17 protein-coding genes are annotated in these 19663 nt (G+C 61.1%); 8 read left to right on the plus strand and 9 right to left on the minus strand.

Going from position 1 to position 19663, the window contains the following annotated elements:
- Positions 1-196 precede the first annotated feature (196 nt).
- A complete protein-coding gene (locus tag KKQ10_RS07215; protein ID WP_127647919.1) occupies positions 197-628 on the plus strand; it encodes an NINE protein in 432 nt (143 codons plus the stop codon).
- 79 nt (positions 629-707) lie between these two features.
- On the opposite strand, the gene KKQ10_RS07220 is transcribed toward KKQ10_RS07215, so the two are convergent.
- From KKQ10_RS07220 to gshB, 9 genes are all read right to left on the minus strand, one after another.
- Positions 708-1112: a hypothetical protein gene (locus tag KKQ10_RS07220; protein ID WP_215500653.1), complete on the minus strand. Its 405-nt coding sequence runs from the start codon at positions 1110-1112 to the stop codon at positions 708-710.
- Between the two features lie 40 nt (positions 1113-1152).
- Entirely contained in the window at positions 1153-2139 is a 987-nt protein-coding gene (locus KKQ10_RS07225; RefSeq protein ID WP_215500654.1) for a lipid II-degrading bacteriocin, read from the minus strand.
- A gap of 322 nt (positions 2140-2461) precedes the next feature.
- Positions 2462-3733, minus strand: coding sequence for a dihydroorotase (locus KKQ10_RS07230; RefSeq protein ID WP_215500655.1), 1272 nt, complete (start codon positions 3731-3733; stop codon positions 2462-2464).
- Positions 3730-4734 carry an aspartate carbamoyltransferase catalytic subunit gene (locus tag KKQ10_RS07235; protein ID WP_215500656.1) on the minus strand — a complete coding sequence of 335 codons (1005 nt, stop codon included), beginning with the start codon at positions 4732-4734 and terminating at the stop codon, positions 3730-3732. The genes KKQ10_RS07230 and KKQ10_RS07235 overlap by 4 nt, the downstream gene beginning before the upstream one ends.
- A 27-nt stretch (positions 4735-4761) precedes the next feature.
- Entirely contained in the window at positions 4762-5268 is a 507-nt protein-coding gene (gene pyrR / locus KKQ10_RS07240) for a bifunctional pyr operon transcriptional regulator/uracil phosphoribosyltransferase PyrR (protein ID WP_127647914.1), read from the minus strand.
- 80 nt (positions 5269-5348) lie between these two features.
- Complete coding sequence (gene ruvX / locus KKQ10_RS07245) at positions 5349-5786, minus strand: Holliday junction resolvase RuvX (RefSeq protein WP_003229101.1); 438 nt, start codon at positions 5784-5786, stop codon at positions 5349-5351.
- Entirely contained in the window at positions 5786-6358 is a 573-nt protein-coding gene (locus KKQ10_RS07250) for a YqgE/AlgH family protein (RefSeq protein WP_215500775.1), read from the minus strand. The genes ruvX and KKQ10_RS07250 overlap by 1 nt, the downstream gene beginning before the upstream one ends.
- Positions 6359-6493: 135 nt before the next feature.
- Complete coding sequence (locus KKQ10_RS07255) at positions 6494-7393, minus strand: energy transducer TonB (RefSeq protein WP_215500657.1); 900 nt, start codon at positions 7391-7393, stop codon at positions 6494-6496.
- Between the two features lie 129 nt (positions 7394-7522).
- Positions 7523-8494: a glutathione synthase gene (gshB, locus tag KKQ10_RS07260; RefSeq protein ID WP_215500658.1), complete on the minus strand. Its 972-nt coding sequence runs from the start codon at positions 8492-8494 to the stop codon at positions 7523-7525.
- Positions 8495-8718: 224 nt separating this feature from the next.
- Between gshB and pilG the strand changes: the two genes are divergently transcribed.
- The 7 genes from pilG to KKQ10_RS07295 all read left to right on the plus strand — a co-directional run bounded on the left by pilG (position 8719) and on the right by KKQ10_RS07295 (position 19557).
- A complete protein-coding gene (gene pilG, locus KKQ10_RS07265; RefSeq protein ID WP_007913673.1) occupies positions 8719-9123 on the plus strand; it encodes a twitching motility response regulator PilG in 405 nt (134 codons plus the stop codon).
- A 60-nt stretch (positions 9124-9183) separates the two neighbouring features.
- Positions 9184-9549, plus strand: coding sequence for a twitching motility response regulator PilH (gene pilH / locus KKQ10_RS07270; RefSeq protein ID WP_025109154.1), 366 nt, complete (start codon positions 9184-9186; stop codon positions 9547-9549).
- Positions 9550-9559: 10 nt separating this feature from the next.
- Positions 9560-10099: a chemotaxis protein CheW gene (locus tag KKQ10_RS07275; protein ID WP_127647910.1), complete on the plus strand. Its 540-nt coding sequence runs from the start codon at positions 9560-9562 to the stop codon at positions 10097-10099.
- A gap of 144 nt (positions 10100-10243) precedes the next feature.
- Complete coding sequence (locus tag KKQ10_RS07280; RefSeq protein WP_127647909.1) at positions 10244-12298, plus strand: methyl-accepting chemotaxis protein; 2055 nt, start codon at positions 10244-10246, stop codon at positions 12296-12298.
- Between the two features lie 11 nt (positions 12299-12309).
- The gene (locus KKQ10_RS07285; protein ID WP_215500776.1) at positions 12310-18222 is read left to right on the plus strand and encodes a hybrid sensor histidine kinase/response regulator; all 5913 of its coding nucleotides are present in this window, start codon (positions 12310-12312) and stop codon (positions 18220-18222) included.
- Positions 18215-18685, plus strand: coding sequence for a chemotaxis protein CheW (locus KKQ10_RS07290; protein WP_127647908.1), 471 nt, complete (start codon positions 18215-18217; stop codon positions 18683-18685). The genes KKQ10_RS07285 and KKQ10_RS07290 overlap by 8 nt, the downstream gene beginning before the upstream one ends.
- A 506-nt stretch (positions 18686-19191) precedes the next feature.
- Positions 19192-19557 (plus strand): DUF6124 family protein, encoded by a 366-nt coding sequence (locus KKQ10_RS07295; protein ID WP_215500659.1) that lies wholly within the window; start codon positions 19192-19194, stop codon positions 19555-19557.
- The last annotated feature ends 106 nt before the right edge of the window (positions 19558-19663 follow it).

Raw genomic sequence — 19663 nt, forward strand, 5'->3', positions numbered from 1 at the left:
TCCGAGGCCGTTTGTCGATTCAACCCGGGGGGCAATTTCGCCCAACAAGCAGCAATCAGGTGCAATTGTCGGACAGAACCCAGGCCCCACAAGGCTTTGAGCAAGGTGTAACGCCCGCGAACCACTTGTCGGCTCGACACAAAAAAGTCACACAGATGCAGAAAAAATTTATCTATCGACGCTAAAGAGGCCATTCATGAACCGCTATCAGCAGGTTGCTCAACCCCAGGATACGCACAGCAAAGTGATCGGTTATCTGCTGTGGATTTTCGGCTTTACCGGCGCTCACCGTTTTTATTACGGCAAGCCGGTGACCGGGACGATCTGGTTTTTCACCTTCGGTTTGCTGGGCATTGGCTGGCTGATCGACGTGTTTCTGATCCCGGCGATGGATCGCGAGGCGGATCTGCGTTTTACCGCAGGCCCGATCGAGTACAACGTGGCGTGGATTCTGCTGACGTTTCTGGGGGTGTTCGGTGTGCACCGGATGTACCAGGGCAAGTGGATCAGCGGTTTGCTGTATCTGCTGACCGGCGGCTTGTTCTTTATCGGCGTGTTGTATGACTTCTGGACGCTGAACGATCAGGTCTCGGTGCGTAACGCCGAAGGGCGCGGCGCCTTTCAGTAAGCGATGGCGAGGGGGCAGATCGTCGACGCACTTCGCGCGCTGGCAGGCAACCCCCTCGACATCCTGTCTTGCATTTATGTTATTTCAATTGTGCGATGGTTTGCATTTGGAAAACGACAAATGTAATGGCAGTGACGCCATAAAGTATTGCGATGACGGCGTGATTGGGTATGGACCAATACACAATCCTGTCCACCAAAATCAGTAGCGATACTGTTGCAATCAAGTATGCTGATATTTTCAGTAATAAAGCCGCAAACGAGTTGGCGCATGCCCAGCGTAATAAGAGAATCTGCAGTAGGTGCGTTAGTGCCAGTATCAGAAAAACCATCAGCGTTACACCAATGGGCAGGCCGATTGAATCCTGGCTTACGTCATATGTTCCTGCTTTGAGATTTTTTATTAGTATGAGTACTCCTGCGCCAGATGTAAGTGCGAGAACGATCGGGTACAAATAACTTATTAGTCTGTAAGTTCTTCTCATTCGCTCTCCGTTGTGCAGATGTCTGTAGAGTTATTGATGGTCACGGGGTAGGGTGAAATCCAGTTCCGCTTAGCCTTATTTTATGCTCGCCGAAAATGTCGATTTCATAATGTGTTCCGGAAAATACTCTGCCTGCTGTCGTTAATAACTCAAGGGCAGTTGATCTGTTGCTTGCGTCGAAGTCGTAAGTATCAGTATAGGCTCTGATAACGCCATCGAAAACCCAGGATCCTGTTTTGTCCCGCGTGAAGTTTCCGTCCATCTTTAACGTTATTCTTCCTAGATAAGCTCCGGTGACATTGCTGTCATTAATGGTGGCGTAAGGGATCTTCGGGTCAGATAAGTAATAAGTGCCGGCTTCTCGAGTGCTCGCGATAGAGCTTGCAAGTAAGGGCAGTTCGTTGGCCCTGACACTCAGGCCAATATTGTTGATGTTGACCCTCATCCTCTCACCATTTCCCCAGAGGTAATGAGCAAAGGCTTTGATCGGGCTGAAAGTACCTCCAGAAAGCTCGGTTGTGAGTGTTTCGTAATTCAGATTGTACGGAGCAGTCGCGGAAACTTTGATCAATGCTTCTATGGCGCTAAGTTTTTGCTGCGCCGCAAATGAATCAGCCAAACTGAAGTTGATGACTTTGTTCTTGAAATAACCATGGCTGATAGTGGCGGAGTTGCTTAGTAAATAGTTGTCGCTTTCTGTGATTCTCCAGAGGTCACGAATTCCACCTAGGGCGTCGTTATTAATTGCTTTGTTTGCCATTTGCAGTTCATAGGTGAAGGCTTTAATTCCGGATTTCATTTCAAGCCAGGCATGAAACATATCCATTTCTGCTGAGGTTATTGCTGGGCCATTGCTCAGTGGTAGTGAATAGGTTTGACCGTCATTGGTTACGATGGCCTCTCCTGCGCCCTGCCAATCTGCTGTTGCGTAGGTTCCCCATCTGAAACCGGAGTCGACTGTAAAGCCGCCAGAGTTTCCAGTTGTGCCTCTGGTGATAATAGGGGGGAGCGTAAGTCCATTTTTCATATGTTCATCCTTGTGGGTGATGGTTATCCCTCTAGCAGTTTTATATTAATGGCTGTGCGAAAGTTTCGCCTGCGAGAACTTTGTAGGCTATTTCTGATTGTGTCGAAGCTGTTTTTACGGGCGTGTAAAGCGTCGGATATTTCTTTATGGCAGGCGGCCGCTTTCCTACGCCGCTTGGTGTAGATTTAACGGTTGAAGTGGCTAGAGGGAGATGGATATTGCGAACAATGAATTTAAGCGAAATTTCCCAGTAAGGATGTTTGTCGCTATCGAACAAACTATCAAGAGATAGCAGGCCACTACAGCCTGCTATCTCTGATCTTCAGGCCTGGTGGCTGATCCGCCCATCCACCAGGGTGTAACGCACCACGCCCGGCAGGCTGTGACCGAGGAACGGGCAGTTCTCGCCCTTCGACAGCCAGCCTTCACCGGCCACGGTGGACGCTTTCGGATCGAACAGCACGATATCCGCCGCACCGCCCACCGCCAGTTTGCCCGCCGGCAGACGCAGCGCATCCGCAGGGCCGGCGCTCAGGCGCGCGAGCAGGGTTGGCAGGTCCAGCAGGCCATCCTCGACCAGCGTCATCGCCAGCGGCAGCAGCAGTTCAACACTGCTGATGCCCGGCTCGGTTGCGCCGAATGGCGCCAGTTTGGCGTCGCGTTCGTGCGGCTGGTGATGGCTGGAGATCGCCGACACCACGCCGGACTTCACCGCCTCGCGCAGGCCATCGCGGTCGGCGCGGGTGCGCAGCGGCGGTTGCACGTGATACAGGCTGCTGAAGTCGATCAGCGCTTCATCGGTGAGGATCAACTGGTACAGCGCGACATCCGCCGTGACCTTCAAGCCACGGGCCTGGGCCTGGGCGATCAGGGCCACACCGCGAGCGCTGGTCAGTTGACTGAAGTGCGCACGCACGCCGGTCTGCTCGACCAGCAGCAGATCGCGGGCCAGGGCCACGGTCTCTGCGGTTTCCGGAATGCCCGGCAGACCGAGGAAGCTGGCGACCGCGCCTTCGTGGGCCAGGCCGCCATCGGCCAGATCGTGATCCTGCGAATTGAAAATCACTGTCAGGTCGAAGGTGGCCGCGTAGTCCAGCGCCCGGCACAGGGTGCGGGTGTTGCGGAAACTCTCCAGACCATTGCCGAATGCCACGCACCCGGCGTCACGCAGAGCAACGAGCTCTGCAAGCTGTTCACCGTCCAGCCCTTTGCTCAGCGCGCCAATCGGGAACACCTTGGTGTTGCCGGCTTCGCGGGCACGGTCGAGGATCAGTTCGGCCACTGCAGAGGTGTCGAGCACCGGTTTGGTCTTCGGCGGGCAGCACAGGCTGGTCACGCCACCGGCCGCCGCCGCGCGGGTTTCGCTGGCAATGCTGCCTTTGCGGCTGTAGCCCGGCTCGCGCAGGGCGACGTTCAGATCGACCAGCCCTGGCGCAGCGACCAGGCCTTGGGCGTCGATGGTTTCAACGGCAGTGAAACCGGCCGGCGCGGCGCCGAGGGCGACGATCTTGCAGGCTTCAACGTGGATATCGGTGATTTGATCCAGGCCGCTGCTTGGATCGATGACGCGGGCGCCGAGAATGCTGAGCTTCACTGGGCGTTCTCCTGCTCGAATTGGCGCTGGGCTGTTTGTCCGCTCATGGCCATCGACAGCACGGCCATACGGATCGCGATGCCGTAGGTAACTTGATTGAGGATCACCGAATGCGGGCCGTCGGCCACTGCCGATTCGATCTCTACACCCCGGTTGATCGGCCCCGGGTGCATGACGATGCAGTCGGGTTTGGCGCCGGCCAGACGCGCGGTGGTCAGGCCGAACAAGCGGTAGAACTCGCCTTCGCTGGGCAACAGACCGCCGGTCATGCGCTCACGCTGCAGGCGCAGCATGATCACCACGTCGACGTCTTTCAGGCCTTCGTTCATGTCGGTGTAGACCTTGACGCCGTACTGCTCGATGCCGATCGGCAGCAGGGTCTTCGGCGCGATCACGCGGATGTCCTGGCAGCCGAGGGTCTTCAGGGCGAGCATGTTCGAGCGCGCCACCCGCGAGTGCAGGATGTCGCCGACGATCGCCACCGAGAGGTTTTCGAAACCGCCCTTGTGCCGACGGATGGTCAGCATGTCGAGCATGCCCTGGGTCGGGTGCGCGTGCCGGCCGTCGCCGCCGTTGATGATCGCCACTTGCGGGCAGACATGCTCGGCGATGAAGTGCGCGGCACCGGAATCGCCGTGGCGCACGACGAACATGTCGGCGGCCATGGCTTCGAGGTTGCGCAGGGTGTCGAGCAGGGTTTCACCTTTGCTGGCCGAGGAGGTCGACACGTTCAGGGTGATCACGTCCGCCGACAGCCGCTGGGCCGCCAGTTCGAAGGTGGTGCGGGTGCGCGTGGAGTTTTCGAAGAACACGTTGCACACGGTCTTGCCGCGCAGCAACGGGACCTTCTTCACCGCCCGGGCACCGACTTCGAGGAACGAGTCGGCAGTGTCGAGGATTTCCGTCAGCAACTCGCGGCGCAGGCCGTCGAGCGAGAGGAAGTGGCGCAGCTGGCCCTGATCATTGAGCTGCAGCGGGCGCTTGGTTTCTAGAGGCGTCATCGCGAGGGGGACTCTCAATAGGGCGGATTAAGGGTTCAGGTCTTGCAGTTCGAGCGCCAACGGCTCAGGGCCGGACAGCTTGACCCGCTCGTGGGCGGCCAGCGACAGCGTCGCACCGACCACGTTCGGGCGGATCGGCAGTTCGCCAGCGTCCAGGTCCAGCAGGCAGACCAGGGTCACGCTGGCCGGACGGCCGTAGTCGAACAGTTCGTTCATGGCGGCGCGGATGGTGCGACCGCTCATCAGTACGTCGTCGATCAGCACCAGATGCTGGCCTTCGATCTCGAAGGGCAGGGCCGAGGGACGCACTTGCGGGTGCAGGCCGTTCTGGCTGAAGTCGTCGCGGTAGAAAGAAACATCCAGCGTGCCCAGCGGCGCATCGCTGCCCAGCTCCTTGAGCAGGGCCTGCGCCACCCAGATACCGCCGGTGCGGATGCCGATGTAGCGCGGTTCGCTGATGCCGCGCTGGGCCAGATGCGCCTTGAGGCGGATTGCCATCTGGCTGATCAGATCGGCGGGATTTGGCAGGCTCATGGTTGCTCCTTCTTGGGGTCGAGCCGGGTCCTTGGACGCGGCTCGGGTCGTAGCTCAAAAGAAAAGCGCCGAAGCGCTTGTCAGGATTCAAACAATGCAGTGTTTTCATCGAGCCAGCCCTGCAGCAGCAGGGCGGCGGCGATGGCGTCCACCGGGTTATCGCGGTAACTGCCTTTCTGCCCGCCGCGCACCAGGCGTTCACCCTTGGCTTCAAAGGTGGTCAGGCGTTCGTCGTGGGTATAGAAGGGCACATTGAAGCGGCCGTTGAGGCGCCGGGCGAATTTCTCGGCGCGCAGGCACATTTCGCTGGGCGTGCCGTCCATATTCAGCGGCAGGCCGACCACCACAGCATCGGGTTTCCATTCCTTGAACAGGGCTTCGACCTGGTTCCAGTCCGGCACCCCGTTCTGCGCTTTCAGGGTGCACAGCTCGCGGGCCTGGCCGGTAATCACCTGGCCGACCGCAACGCCGATCTGTTTGGTGCCGTAGTCGAAGCCGAGAATCAGGCGCAGGGCCATCAGGCGTGCCCCGCCTGGCTGGTCAGCAGGCTGAGGTTGATCCCCAGGTGCCGTGCCGCCGCTTCCAGACGCAGTTCGCTGCTGGTGTTGAACAGGATATCGGCGTCGTACGGGCAGGTCAGCCAGGCGTTGTCGGCCAGTTCAGCCTCCAGTTGCCCGGCTTCCCAACCGGCGTAGCCGAGGGTGATCAGGCTTTTCGCCGGGCCCACGCCGTCGGCGATGGCGAACAGCACGTCCTGCGAGGTGGACAGCGCCAGATCACCATCCAGCTCGACGGTGGCCTGAAAGGTCTTGCCCGCCGGGTGCAGGACGAAACCGCGATCGGTCTGCACCGGACCGCCAATGAAGATCGGCACATGCTGGCACAGTGCTGGCGGTTCGATGTCCGGGCGCAGTTGTTCGAGAATGTCAGCCAGATTCAGCTCTTGCGGTCGATTGACCACCAGCCCCATGGCGCCACTGGCCGTGTGCTCGACGATGTAGGTCAAGGTGTGGGCAAAGTTCGGGTCGGCCATGTGCGGCATGGCGATCAGGAAGTGATGCTTGAGGTAGCTGGGGCTGACGTTTTTCATGAGCGATAGTGTGGCGTTCAGGGGGCGAACTGACAAGCTGAAGCCGCCAAAAGATCGCAGCCTTCGGCAGCTCCTACACTTGACCTGCATTCCCCTGTAGGAGCTGCCGAAGGCTGCGATCTTTTGATCTTGCCTTTAATTGCTGGACAGTTTGTCGCCCCGGGCGAATTTCCAGGTGCGGATGATTTCCAGTCGATCAATGTCCGACAGATCACCGGTAAACGGTGCAAATGGCGCCGCCAGCCGGACGATGCGCTGCGCCGCCTGATCCAGCAGCGGCTGGCCGGAGGATTCGAGCACCAGCACTTCATACAGCGAGCCGTCGCGGTTGATCGAAACCATCAGGCGCAGGTTGCCGTAAATCTGCTTGCGTCGGGCTTCTTCCGGGTAGTTGAGGTTGCCGATGCGCTCGACCTTCTTGCGCCACTCATCCTTGTACCAGGCGCCCTTGTCGCGCATGGTCGAGGCGGCGCTCAGGCGGTGAATGCGCGGGCGCTTGGCGTACAGCTGTTGTTCGTTGGCCAGTTCCGCTTCGAGGCTGGCGATGTCGCTGGACAGCTGCGAGCTGTCGAACGTCGGTGCGTTGACCGCTGGCTTGGTCTCGGTTTTGGTTTCTTCTTTCTTGGTCGGCGCCTTTTGCTGTTTCGGCGCCACCGTGGTCACCGCAGCCTTGGGCGCCGCTTCGCGGACTTCCGGCTTGGCGGCCGGAGGCGGGGTGACTTTCTTGACCTGATTGTCCTGGAACGGCGCGACCTCGGTGGTCTTGGGGATCGCCTTCTTGTCCAGGGTGCCGCTGCCTTCCTGGTTTTCCTGAGCGAGGTAATCGGCCTTTTTCGGCTTGGTTTCGCTCTTGAAGGTGGCGAGGGTGATTTCCAGGGTTTTGCTGATCTGCTTGGGCTCGACCATGGTGAAGCCGACGCCCAGCAGCAGCGCCAAATGAATCAGCGCCGCGAGAAACAGGGTAAATCCGAGGCGATCGGCCGGGCGCACGCCACGATGGGCGAGTTCAACGGGCAGATCGGACGGGAGGGTCATGACAAGAAAACCAACATCGCGTTTTTCAGAGGCTGCGCATGATAACGCAATGTTGGTTTTTAGCTGCAAGCTACATAGAAACAAGCGACGAGCCGCAAGCTTCAAGCTTCAAGCTGACGCGGGCCGGCTTCAAGCTTGCGGCTTGGCGCTTAAAGCTTGCAGCTTCTTTTCGATCGCGTCCATCAGCATGCCGCCGATGTCGGTGCCGAACGCGTTGTCGATTTCGCGGATGCAGGTCGGGCTGGTGACGTTGATTTCGGTCAGGTGCTCGCCAATCACGTCCAGACCCACGAACAGCAGGCCTTTCTCGCGCAGGGTCGGGCCGACTTGCGCGGCGATCCAGCGATCCTTGTCGGTCAGCGGACGCGCTTCACCACGACCACCGGCGGCGAGGTTGCCACGGGTTTCGCCCTGGGCCGGAATCCGCGCCAGGCAGTAATCCACCGGTTCGCCGTCGATCATCAGGATGCGCTTGTCACCATCGACGATGGCCGGCAGGTAACCCTGAATCATGATCTGCTGCTTGCCGTGCAGCGTCAGGGTTTCGAGGATCACCGACAGGTTCGGGTGACCGGCGGTGTGACGGAAGATCGACGAACCGCCCATGCCGTCCAGCGGCTTGAGGATCACGTCACCGTGGTGATCGGCGAATTCGCGCAGCACGTCCGGGCGACGGCTGACGATGGTCGGCGGCGTGCACTGCGGGAACAGCGTGGCGAACAGCTTTTCGTTGCAGTCGCGCAGGCTCTGCGGCTTGTTGACCACCAGCACGCCAGCGGCTTCGGCCTGTTCCAGCAGGTAGGTGGAGTAGACGAACTCCATGTCGAACGGCGGATCCTTGCGCATCAGGATCACGTCCAGATCGCTCAGCAGGTTGTCCTGCTCGGCGTCCAGTTCGAACCATTTTTCCGGGTTGGCGAAGACTTTCAGCGGCTTCATGCGCGCCCGGGCCTGACCTTCGGCCTGATACAGGTCGCGCTGTTCCATGTAGAACAGTTCCCAGCCACGTTTCTGCGCGGCCAGCAGCATGGCCAGCGAGCTATCCTTTTTATAGGAAATGCTGGCGATAGGGTCCATGACAATCCCGACGCGAACGCTCATTGGGTTTTCCTCGAAAATTGGCTACCGGATCGGTATTGAAAAAGTGCCGCCAGAGTGGCGCCGGGCGGGTTTTCGGTCAAGGAAAAACCCGTCGATAGATTGCATCTGGAGACTGTGCTAAAAAGGCTGGCATAGCGTGCTGGCCCTTGAGTATCAAGGGTTTCCAGCCATTACTCATCGCAAAACGGACAATTTGATTCGCAAAGGCGACGGTAGAGCCCCTTATGGAACAGCAGTCCAGCGCCTTGAAGGTCATGGTGATCGATGACTCGAAAACGATTCGTCGCACCGCCGAAACGCTGTTGAAGAATGTGGGCTGCGAGGTCATCACGGCCATCGACGGTTTCGACGCCCTGGCCAAGATCGCCGACAACCACCCCGGAATCATTTTTGTCGACATCATGATGCCGCGTCTGGATGGTTATCAGACCTGCGCTTTAATCAAAAACAACAGTGCGTTCAAGGCCACGCCGGTGATCATGCTGTCGTCGCGGGACGGGCTGTTCGACAAGGCCAAGGGACGGATTGTCGGTTCTGATCAATTTTTGACCAAGCCTTTCAGCAAGGAAGAACTGCTCAACGCGATTCAGGCCCACGTTCCGGGCTTCGCTGCCGTTTTGCCGCAGTAAGACACGTACAGTGACGCTCGGCCAGCGGGCCGGATGTCGACAAGAAAAATGGGGAAGACCATGGCACGTATCCTGATCGTCGATGATTCGCCGACTGAAATGTACAAACTCACCGGCATGCTGGAAAAGCACGGTCATGAAGTGCTCAAGGCCGAAAACGGTGCCGACGGCGTGGCCCTGGCCCGTCAGGAAAAACCCGACGCCGTGCTGATGGACATCGTCATGCCCGGCCTCAACGGCTTCCAGGCCACCCGGCAACTGACCAAGGATGCCGAGACCAGCCATATCCCGGTGATCATCATCACCACCAAGGATCAGGAAACCGACAAGGTCTGGGGCACCCGTCAGGGCGCGAAGGATTACCTGACCAAACCGGTCGAAGAAGACATGCTGATCAAGACCCTGAACAACGTGCTGGCCGGTTGATCGTGCGGCCATGAGCGAATCGCTGACCGCGTTCGAACTGCTGTGGCAGATCGACCAGCGCTGTCGCCTGCTGGCGGCGGACCTGCCGTCGCAGCCCGGTCGCCAGGATCGCTGGAGCGGCATCGGTTTTCGCCTTGGCGAGCACTGGTACGTGACGCCGATGGGCGAAGTCAGCGAAGTGCTGCACGAGCCGCGCTTCACTCAGTTGCCCGGGGTCAAACCGTGGGTCAAAGGGGTGGCTAACCTGCGTGGGCGCCTGCTGCCGATCATGGATCTGTGCGGATTCTTCGGTCACGAACTGTCGCCGCTGCGCAAACACCGGCGGGTGTTGGTGGTGGAGCATCAGGACGTGTTCGCCGGGCTGCTGGTTGATGAGGTGTTCGGCTTGCAGCACTTCGAGCAGGACAGCTTCGAGCCGATCTCGATCAGCAAGCGCCAGGGCTCCAAGGCCGAGTTCGTCAAAGGCTATTTCCGGCGCGAGCAGAACTGGCGGGTGTTCAGCCTTTTTGCACTGGCCAAATCGCCGGTGTTCATGAGCGTCGCGATATAACCGTAACAACAAAGATCCCTTGTAGGAGTGAGCCTGCTCGCGATTCAGGCACCGCGGTGTATCAAACACACCGCGTTATCGTTCAATCGCGAGCAGGCTCACTCCTACAGGTTCTACGGGTGAGCTTCAAACAGGCGAGGACCGATGACAAAAGCAAAAACAGGCAAGTCGGCAGAAGGGTCGCGCAGTCGCTCGCAGATCATCGTGCTGTTCATCGCACTGATCGTGTTCATCATGCTGCTGTTCGCCAACTTCGCGTACCTCAACACCCAGGCCAACTACGACAAACAGTACATCGGCCACGCCGGTGAGCTGCGTGTGCTGTCGCAACGCATCGCCAAGAACGCCACCGAAGCCGCCGCCGGCAAGGCTGCCGCGTTCAAGCTGCTGAGCGATGCGCGCAACGATTTTGCCCAGCGCTGGGGCTACCTGAAGAAGGGCGACCCGGCCACCGGCCTGCCACCTGCCCCGGCCACCGTGCGCCCGGAAATGCGCGCCGTGCAGCTGGACTGGGAACGCCTGCTGAAAAACACCGACGCGATTCTCTCCAGCGAGCAGACCGTGCTGTCGCTGCATCAGGTCGCCGCGACGCTGGCCGAAACCGTGCCGCAGTTGCAGATCGAATACGAAAAAGTCGTCGAGATTCTCCTGCAACGTGGCGCACCGGCGGCGCAAGTGGCGATGGCCCAGCGTCAATCGTTGCTGGCCGAACGTATCCTCGGCGCGGTCAACACTGTGCTGGCCGGTGACGAGAATTCGCAGCAGGCCGCCGATGCCTTCGGTCGCGATGCCACGCGTTTTGGCCAGGTGCTCAACGGCATGCTGCAGGGCAACCCGACGCTGAAAATCAGCCAGGTCGAAGACCGCGATGCCCGTGCGCGCCTGAGTGAAATTTCCGAGCTGTTCCAGTTCGTCTCCGGCTCCGTGGATGAAATCCTCGAAACCTCGCCGGAACTGTTCAAGGTTCGTGAGTCGGCCGGCAACATCTTCAACCTGTCACAAACCCTGCTCGACGAAGCCTCGCACCTGGCCACCGGTTTCGAAAACCTCGCCGGCGGGCGCAATACTGACACCATCGGCGGCTACGTGCTCGGGTTGCTGGCGCTGGCCTCGATCATCCTGATCGGCATGGTCATGGTTCGCGAAACCAATCGCCAGTTGCGCGAGACCGCCGAGAAGAACGAGCGCAACCAGAACGCGATCATGCGTCTGCTCGACGAGATCGAAGACCTTGCTGATGGCGACCTCACCGTGACCGCCTCGGTGACCGAAGACTTCACCGGGACCATCGCCGACTCAATCAACTATTCCGTCGACCAACTGCGCGATCTGGTGGCGACCATCAACCTCACCGCCGGCCAGGTCGCCGCCGCCGTGCAGGAAACCCAGGCCACCGCGATGCACCTGGCCCAGGCCTCGGAGCATCAGGCGCAGCAGATTTCCGAAGCCTCCACGGCGATCAGCGACATGGCCCAGTCGATCGATCAGGTGTCGGCCAACGCCGCTGAATCCTCGGCGGTGGCCGAGCGTTCGGTGGAGATTGCCAACAAGGGCAACGAGGTGGTGCACAACACCATCCACGGCATGGACAACATCCGCGAACAGATTCAGGACACCGCCAAGCGCATCAAGCGTCTGGGCGAGTCCTCGCAGGAGATTGGCGACATCGTCAGCCTGATCGACGACATTGCCGACCAGACCAACATACTCGCCCTCAACGCAGCGATTCAGGCCTCGATGGCCGGGGATGCCGGGCGCGGTTTCGCGGTGGTTGCCGACGAAGTGCAGCGTCTGGCCGAACGCTCGTCCGCCGCCACCCGGCAGATCGAAACCCTGGTGCGGGCGATCCAGACCGACACCAACGAAGCGGTGATCTCCATGGAACAGACCACCACCGAGGTGGTGCGCGGTGCGCGGCTGGCGCAGGATGCCGGTGTGGCCCTGGAAGAAATCGAAGGCGTATCGAAGACCCTCGCGGCCCTGATCCAGAGCATTTCCAACGCGGCGCAGCAACAGACCTCGTCGGCCGGGCAGATTTCCCTGACGATGAACGTGATCCAGCAGATCACCACGCAGACCTCGTCCGGCTCCACCGCCACCGCCGAAAGCATCGGCAACCTGGCGAAGATGGCCAGTCAGCTGCGCCGTTCGGTATCCGGGTTCACCTTGCCGTCGGCATCCGCGACGGACAAGGCGTGAGTGGAGTGGTTATGGGTGACCGGCACGACTACGTGGCCCTCGAATGGGTCAAGGGCGAAATTGCCGAAACGCTGAAACAGGCGCATCAGGCGATTGAAGCCGTGCTCGATGATCCGCAGGCCTTTCCCGGGCTGGACGAGTGCCTGGATTACATCCATCAGGTCCACGGCAGTCTGCAGATGGTCGAGTTCTACGGCGCAGCGTTGCTCGCCGAAGAGATGGAGCATCTGGTCGAGGCCTTGCAACATGAACGCGTCAGCCATCGCGACGAAGCCCTGCACCTGCTGCTGCAAGCCCTCGGGCAATTGCCGATCTACCTCGACCGCGTACAGAACGCCCGCCGCGACCTGCCACTGGTGGTGCTGCCGCTGATCAACGACCTGCGCAGCGCCCGGGGCGAAAGCCTGCTCTCGGAAACCAGCTTGTTCAGCCCGCAATTGCCCGAGCTGCCGCCGCTCAGCGATGAAGCGCTGGCGACACTGGAGCCGCCAGATCTGCCGAACGTGCTGCGCAAGTTGCGCCAGATGCTGCAAATGGCGCTGGTCGGGCTGTTGCGCGAGCAGGATGACCAGACGCATCTGGAGTACCTGGCGAAAGTCTTCACTCGCCTCGAAGCGCTCAGCGGCGACGCGCCGTTGAGCCCGTTGTGGCAAGTGGCATCGGCGCTGGTCGAAGGCATGCGCGAAGGCGCCATCGCCCACAGCCCGGCGCTGCGCAGCCTGTTCAAGGACGCCGACAAGGAACTCAAGCGCCTGCTCGAACAGGGCATGCGCGGCCTCAATCAGCCGCCCCCTGCGGAGCTGCTGAAAAGCCTGCTGTTCTATATTGCCAAAGCCGAACATCCCACCGGGCAGATGCTGACCATGAAAGATCGCTACTCCCTGGACGACGCGTTGCCCGACAGCGCGATGGTCGACGAAGAACGCGTGCGCCTGGCCGGCCCCGACCGCGATGCGATGCGCTCGGTGCTGGCGGCGTTGTGCGAAGAACTGGTGCGGGTCAAGGAACGCCTCGACCTGTTCGTGCGCAGCGACCGTCAGCACATCGCCGATCTGGAAAGCCTGCTGGCGCCGCTGCGGCAGATCGCCGACACCCTGGCGGTGCTCGGTTTCGGCCAGCCGCGCAAGGTTATCATCGATCAACTGGCGGTGGTCCTCAGCCTCGCCCAGGGCCAGCGCGAACCGAACGACGCGACGCTGATGGACGTCGCCGGCGCCTTGCTCTACGTCGAAGCGAACCTGGCCGGGATGGTCGGCACGGTGGAGCCGGAAAGCCCCGAAGACTCGCGCTTGCCGACTACCGACCTGACGCAGATCCACCAGATCGTGATCAAGGAAGCGCGCATCTGCCTGCAACAGGCCAAGGACATGATCGTCGACTACATCGACGCCGACTGGGATCGCCAGCACCTGCAACCGTTGCCGGAGCTGCTGACCCAGGTGCGCGGCGCGCTGGCGATGATTCCGCTGAGCCGGGCGGCCAGTCTGGTCGAGGCCTGCAACAGCTTCATCCGCGAGCATTTGCTGCTTGATCCCCACGAGCCGGGCTGGCAGCAACTGGATAATCTGGCCGACGTCATCACCAGCCTTGAGTATTACCTCGAACGCCTCGGCGACGACCCGCAAGCGCCGAATGAGCAACTGCTGGACGTCGCGCAGAAGAGCCTCGCCAGCCTTGGGTTCTTTCCAGACGAACAGCCCAACGAACCATACGTGCCGCTGCTCGACGACGTGCTCAGCCCCAGCGAAGCGCGGGTGATGCAGGACCTGCAAGCGCTGGATGATCCCGAGACCGTGCAGTCGCTGGCCGATGTACTGGCCAGCCCGGTCTCGGCGGTCAACCCGCCGGCCCTGATCACCCCCGGCAGCCTGATGCCGCCGCCCGCCGATGAAGAACCGGTGGACGATGAACTGCGCGAAGTGTTCCTCGAAGAGACCGACGAAGTGCTCGAGGTTCTGCACGAATACCTGCCGCGCTGGACGGCCGACACCCATGACCGCGCCGCACTGACCGAACTGCGTCGCGCCTTTCACACCCTGAAGGGCAGCGGGCGTATGGTTCGTGCCTTGATCCTGGGTGAGCTGGCGTGGGCGGTGGAAAACCTGCTCAACCGCGTGCTGGAACACAGCGTCGAACCCGGCCCGCAGGTACAGCAGTTGCTCCAGGACAGCGTGCTGTTGCTGCCGGAGCTGATCAACGAATTCGCCACTCAGCGCCAGCGTCAGCGCAGTGACGTCGATCAACTTGCGGCCCGCGCTCACGCACTGGCCAAAGGTGACGCGGCATTGGCCGATGAAGACGTCGCCGACGTTGCCGCGCTGGATCCGCTGTTGCTGGAGATTTTCCGCAACGAGGCCGAAACCCACCTCGCCAGCCTCAACCGGTTCCTCGATCAGGCCGCCGAGCATGTACCGCTGCAGGCCAGCGACGAATTGCAGCGCGCCTTGCACACCCTCAAGGGCAGTGCGTCGATGGCCGGTGTGCTGCCGATTGCCGAACTGGCGGCGCCGCTGGATCAACTGGCCCGCGAGTTCAAGGCGCATCAGTTGCCGCTCGACCTGGACGAAGTGGAACTGCTGCTCGAAGCCGAGGGCCTGTTCCGGGTTGGCCTGCGTCAGCTCAAGCACGATCCGCTGGCGCCGATCGTCGGTGCGCAGTCGCTGATCAAACGCACCGGTGCGCTGCTTGCCGAACGTCTGGAAGCCATCCTCAATGCGCCGAATACAGGCCTGCGGGTCAAGCGCGATCCGCAACTGATCAACAACTTCCTCGCCCAGGGCATGGACATCCTGCTCGACGCCGAAAGCCTGCTGCAGCGTTGGCAGCAGCACCCCGGCGAGCGCCAGGAACTCAGCGCGCTGCTGGATGAACTGACCACCCTCGGCGAAGGCGCGCATCTGGCCGATCTGCTGCCGGTGGACGTGTTGTGCGAAGCCTTGCTCGACCTCTACGGCGCGGTGGAAGAAAGCAGCCTGGCGGTCAGCGAGCGGTTTTTCCAGGAGGCGCAGAACGCCCACGAAGCGCTGATCAACATGCTCGACGAACTGGCTGCCGGCCAGGAAGTCACGCCGCAGCCGCAGCGTATTCGTGCCCTGCACGAGCTGCTCGACGAAAGCCTCGACCCGACGTCCATGGGGCTGATCCGCAGCGACGGCAGCCGCACCTTGAGCATCCATGAACTGGGCGCCGCGACCGCCGAACTCGCCCAGGCCAATAGCGCAACCGCACCGGACGACGAGATCGTCGAGATCTTCCTCGAAGAGGCGGTGGACATTCTCGACAGTGCCGGCCAGGCCTTGCAGCGCTGGTTGAGCGACCCGGACAACGCTGCGCCACTGTCGTCGTTGCAGCGCGACTTGCACACGCTCAAGGGTGGCGCGCGGATGGCCGAGGTCGATGCCATCGGCGATCTGGCGCATGAACTGGAAGGTCTTTACGAAGGGCTGGTGGACCGTCGCTACAGTCACAGCGAGACCTTGGGGCATTTACTGCACAAGAGCCATGACCGCTTGGCGTTGTTGCTGGAGCAGTTGCAGGCGCGTCAACCGCTGACCCCGGCGCTGGATCTGATCGAGGCGATCCGCCAGTTCCGTCAGGGCGCCTCCGGCACTGCCGAAACGGCGCAGCCGACCGCCGAACACGACAGCGCCGCACATGACCCGGAGCTGCTGGAGATCTTCCTCGAAGAAGGTTTCGACATCATCGAAAACTCCGGCGCGGCGTTGCTGCGCTGGCAGGCCGAGCCGGGCAATCGGCAGGAAGTGGAAACCCTGCTGCGCGACCTGCACACCCTCAAGGGCGGCGCGCGGATGGTCGAGATCGGCCCGATCGGCGACCTGGCCCATGAGCTGGAGTACCTTTACGAAAGCCTCGCCACCGGCGTGCTGCAACCGTCCGCCGAACTGTTTGCGCTGGTGCAACGCGGCCATGACCGACTGGCGCAAATGCTCGACGGCGTGCGCGCCGGGCAGCCATGCCCGCCTGCGGATCGGCTGATCAGCGCGATCCAGAATTTCAGCCACCCGGCGACCCCCGACACACCGCCGCCGCTGCCGCCGGCGGTCAAGACCGAACCCGCCGCACCGGCCGCCGATGCCGGCGCGGACATGGTCAAGGTCTCAGCCGAACTGCTCGATGAACTGGTCAACCTGGCCGGGGAAACCTCGATTTTCCGTGGCCGTATCGAACAGCAAGTCAACGATGCGCAGGTTGCGCTGAACGAGATGGAAACCACCATCGAGCGCATGCGCGATCAATTGCGCCGGCTCGACACCGAAACCCAGGGGCAGATTCTCAGCCGCCAGCAAGTCGATGCCGAACGCCTCGGTTACGAAGAGTTCGACCCGCTGGAAATGGACCGCCATTCGCAGTTGCAGCAACTGTCGCGGGCGCTGTTCGAATCCGCCTCGGACCTGCTCGACCTCAAGGAAACCCTCGACCGCCGCAACCACGATGCCGAGAACCTGTTGCAGCAACAAGGGCGGATCAACACCGAGTTGCAGGAAGGCCTGATGCGCACGCGCATGGTGCCGTTCGATCGCATGCTGCCACGGCTCAAACGTATCGTGCGTCAGGTCGCCGAAGAGCTGAACAAGGACGTCGCGTTCATCATCGACAACGCCGAAGGCGAGATGGATCGCAACGTGCTGGAGCGCATGGCCGCGCCGCTGGAACACATGCTGCGCAACGCCGTCGATCATGGCCTGGAGTCCGCCGAGGTGCGGCTGGCGGCGGGCAAACCGGCGCAAGGCACGATCAGCCTGGACCTCTTGCGAGAGGGGGGCGACATCGTTTTCGATATCCGCGACGACGGCGCCGGGGTGCCGCTGGATGCGGTGCGGCGCAAGGCGATCAAGCGCGGTTTGCTGGCGCCGGACGCCGAGATCAGTGACCGCGATGTGCTGCAGTTCATCCTGCAGCCGGGCTTTTCCACCGCTGAAAAAATCACCCAGATTTCCGGGCGCGGCGTCGGCATGGACGTGGTCCACGAAGAAGTCCGCCAGCTCGGCGGCACCATGAGCATCGACTCGGTGCCGGGGCAGGGTGTGCATTTCCGCATTCGCTTGCCATTCACCGTGTCGGTCAATCGGGCGTTGATGGTGCAGTGCGGCGAGGATCAATACGCGATTCCGCTGAACACCATCGAAGGCATTGTGCGCGTCCTGCCGAATGATCTGGAAGGGTACTTTCGCAACGATCCGCCGAGCTACCACTACGGCGGGCAACGCTATGAATTGTGCTACCTGGGTGAGCTGCTGAAAACCGCGCCACGGCCGAAACTGCTCGGCCAGAGCCTGCCATTGCCAGTGCTGCTGGTGCAGTGCAATGACCGGCACATCGCGGTGCAGGTCGACGCGATGGCCGGCACCCGCGAGATCGTGGTCAAGAGCCTCGGCCCGCAGTTCGCGGCGGTGCAGGGCGTGTCCGGGGCGACGATTCTCGGCGATGGCCGGGTGGTGCTGATTCTCGACCTGCTGGCGCCGATCCGCGCGATGCAGGCGCGGGTCGCGCAGCGTCCGGCCCATGCGGAAATCGACAGCGAGCCACAGAAACCGCTGCTGGTGCTGGTGGTCGACGACTCGGTCACCGTGCGCAAGGTCACCAGCCGTTTGCTCGAACGCCACGGCATGAACGTGCTGACCGCCAAGGACGGCGTCGATGCGATGTTGCTGCTCGAAGAACACATGCCCGACCTGATGCTGCTCGACATCGAAATGCCGCGCATGGACGGCTTCGAAGTCGCCACCCAGGTGCGCCACGACGAACGCCTGCAACACCTGCCGATCATCATGATCACCTCGCGCACCGGGCAGAAACACCGCGACCGCGCGATGGCCATCGGCGTCAACGACTACCTCGGCAAGCCGTATCAGGAGTCGGTGCTGCTCGAAAGCATTGCCCACTGGAGCAAGAAACATGCATGAGCGCCGCCACAACGCGCGCACCAGCCAACTCACCGGCCTGCTGCTGCCGCTGGCCGACCGCAACCTGATCCTGCCCAACGTCGCGGTGGCCGAGCTGATCGACTACCAGGCCAGCGCCTTCGACCTCGACACACCGCCGTGGTATTTGGGGCGGGTGAGCTGGCGTGAGCGGCAGATTCCGTTGCTGAGTTTCGAGTCGGCCTGCGGGCAGAAAGTCGTCATCGGCGAGCGTGCACGGATCGTCATCCTCAACGCCCTCGGAGGGTTGCCGCAGCTGAAATTCATTGCGCTGCTGGTGCAGGGAATTCCGCGTTCGTACAAGCTCGACAGTCAGTTGAGTTATGTCGATGTGCCGTTGTGTGCGCTGGAGCAGGCGGCGGTGCAGGTCGGGGAGCAGGTGGCGAAGGTGCCGGATTTGTTGGGGTTGGAGCAGTTGTTGGTGGAGGCTGGCCTTATTCACTGATCCAGAATCTTCAGTGGCCTGACTGGCCTCATCGCGAGCAGGCTCACTCCTACAATTGGAATGCGTTCCCCCTGTAGGAGTGAGCCTGCTCGCGATAGCGTCCTATGCATCACCTAGAATCCGACAGACAAATCCTCAATTCCCGTCGCGCAATAAACACCTTCCAGTACACCCGTTTAAAGACACTCAGTGTTACGGCTCACCAGCCTACAAATCCTTGCGCCGCTGCCTACGCATGCACCAGAATCCGCCGGCTTGTGCGCCCTCGGCAGGCTGCGTAACTTGATCCCGTCACTGATTCCCAGTGATCGGGTTTAGCAGCTCGTGGATAATCTAAGGGTGCACATACATCATCGTCAGGCTCAGTGCCTGCATTCGATGGCGGCTGTGCGCAGGGCGCTTCGGCGCGCCGGCTTCCTTAGGTTCCCCGGTCTGCTAACCTGCGTTCAGCTGCCACCCCTTCTTTTAGCAGAGAAGCGGTTCCAGCTTTATTTCGGAACCTGAAAATGATTAAACCGACACCAAGTCCGCCGCCAACAGATGCGGCATCCCCCTACGAAGCCCCCGACTCAAAGAAATTCCACGAAGCCGCCGAACGCGCCCTCGACCACTACCTCGGCCCGCCGTCACCCGACCTCATGGCCGCGCCTTACACCCCTAACACGCTCTACATGGTCAACCCCGACGCCGACAGTGAATCCCTGCTGGCCGACGCCTGCGAATCACTCGGCTCGGCCACGGTCATGCTCAACAACCATGCGGCGCTGGTACAAGGCACGCACCGCAAGACGCTGCAAGGCATTGCTCAGGTGGTGATGGTGGCGGAGATGGCGGTGAATCGGGTGTTGGACAAATTGGTGCCCACAGACTGAAGAATTGCGGTGAGGCCTCTGACGCCATCGCGAGCAGGCTCACTCCTACATTTGGAATGCGTTCCCTTGTAGGAGTGAGCCTGCTCGCGATAGCTATCTAAACCGT

Origin of the sequence: Pseudomonas sp. MG-9, assembly GCF_018729515.1 — a bacterium.
GTDB classification, from domain to species: domain Bacteria; phylum Pseudomonadota; class Gammaproteobacteria; order Pseudomonadales; family Pseudomonadaceae; genus Aquipseudomonas; species Aquipseudomonas serboccidentalis.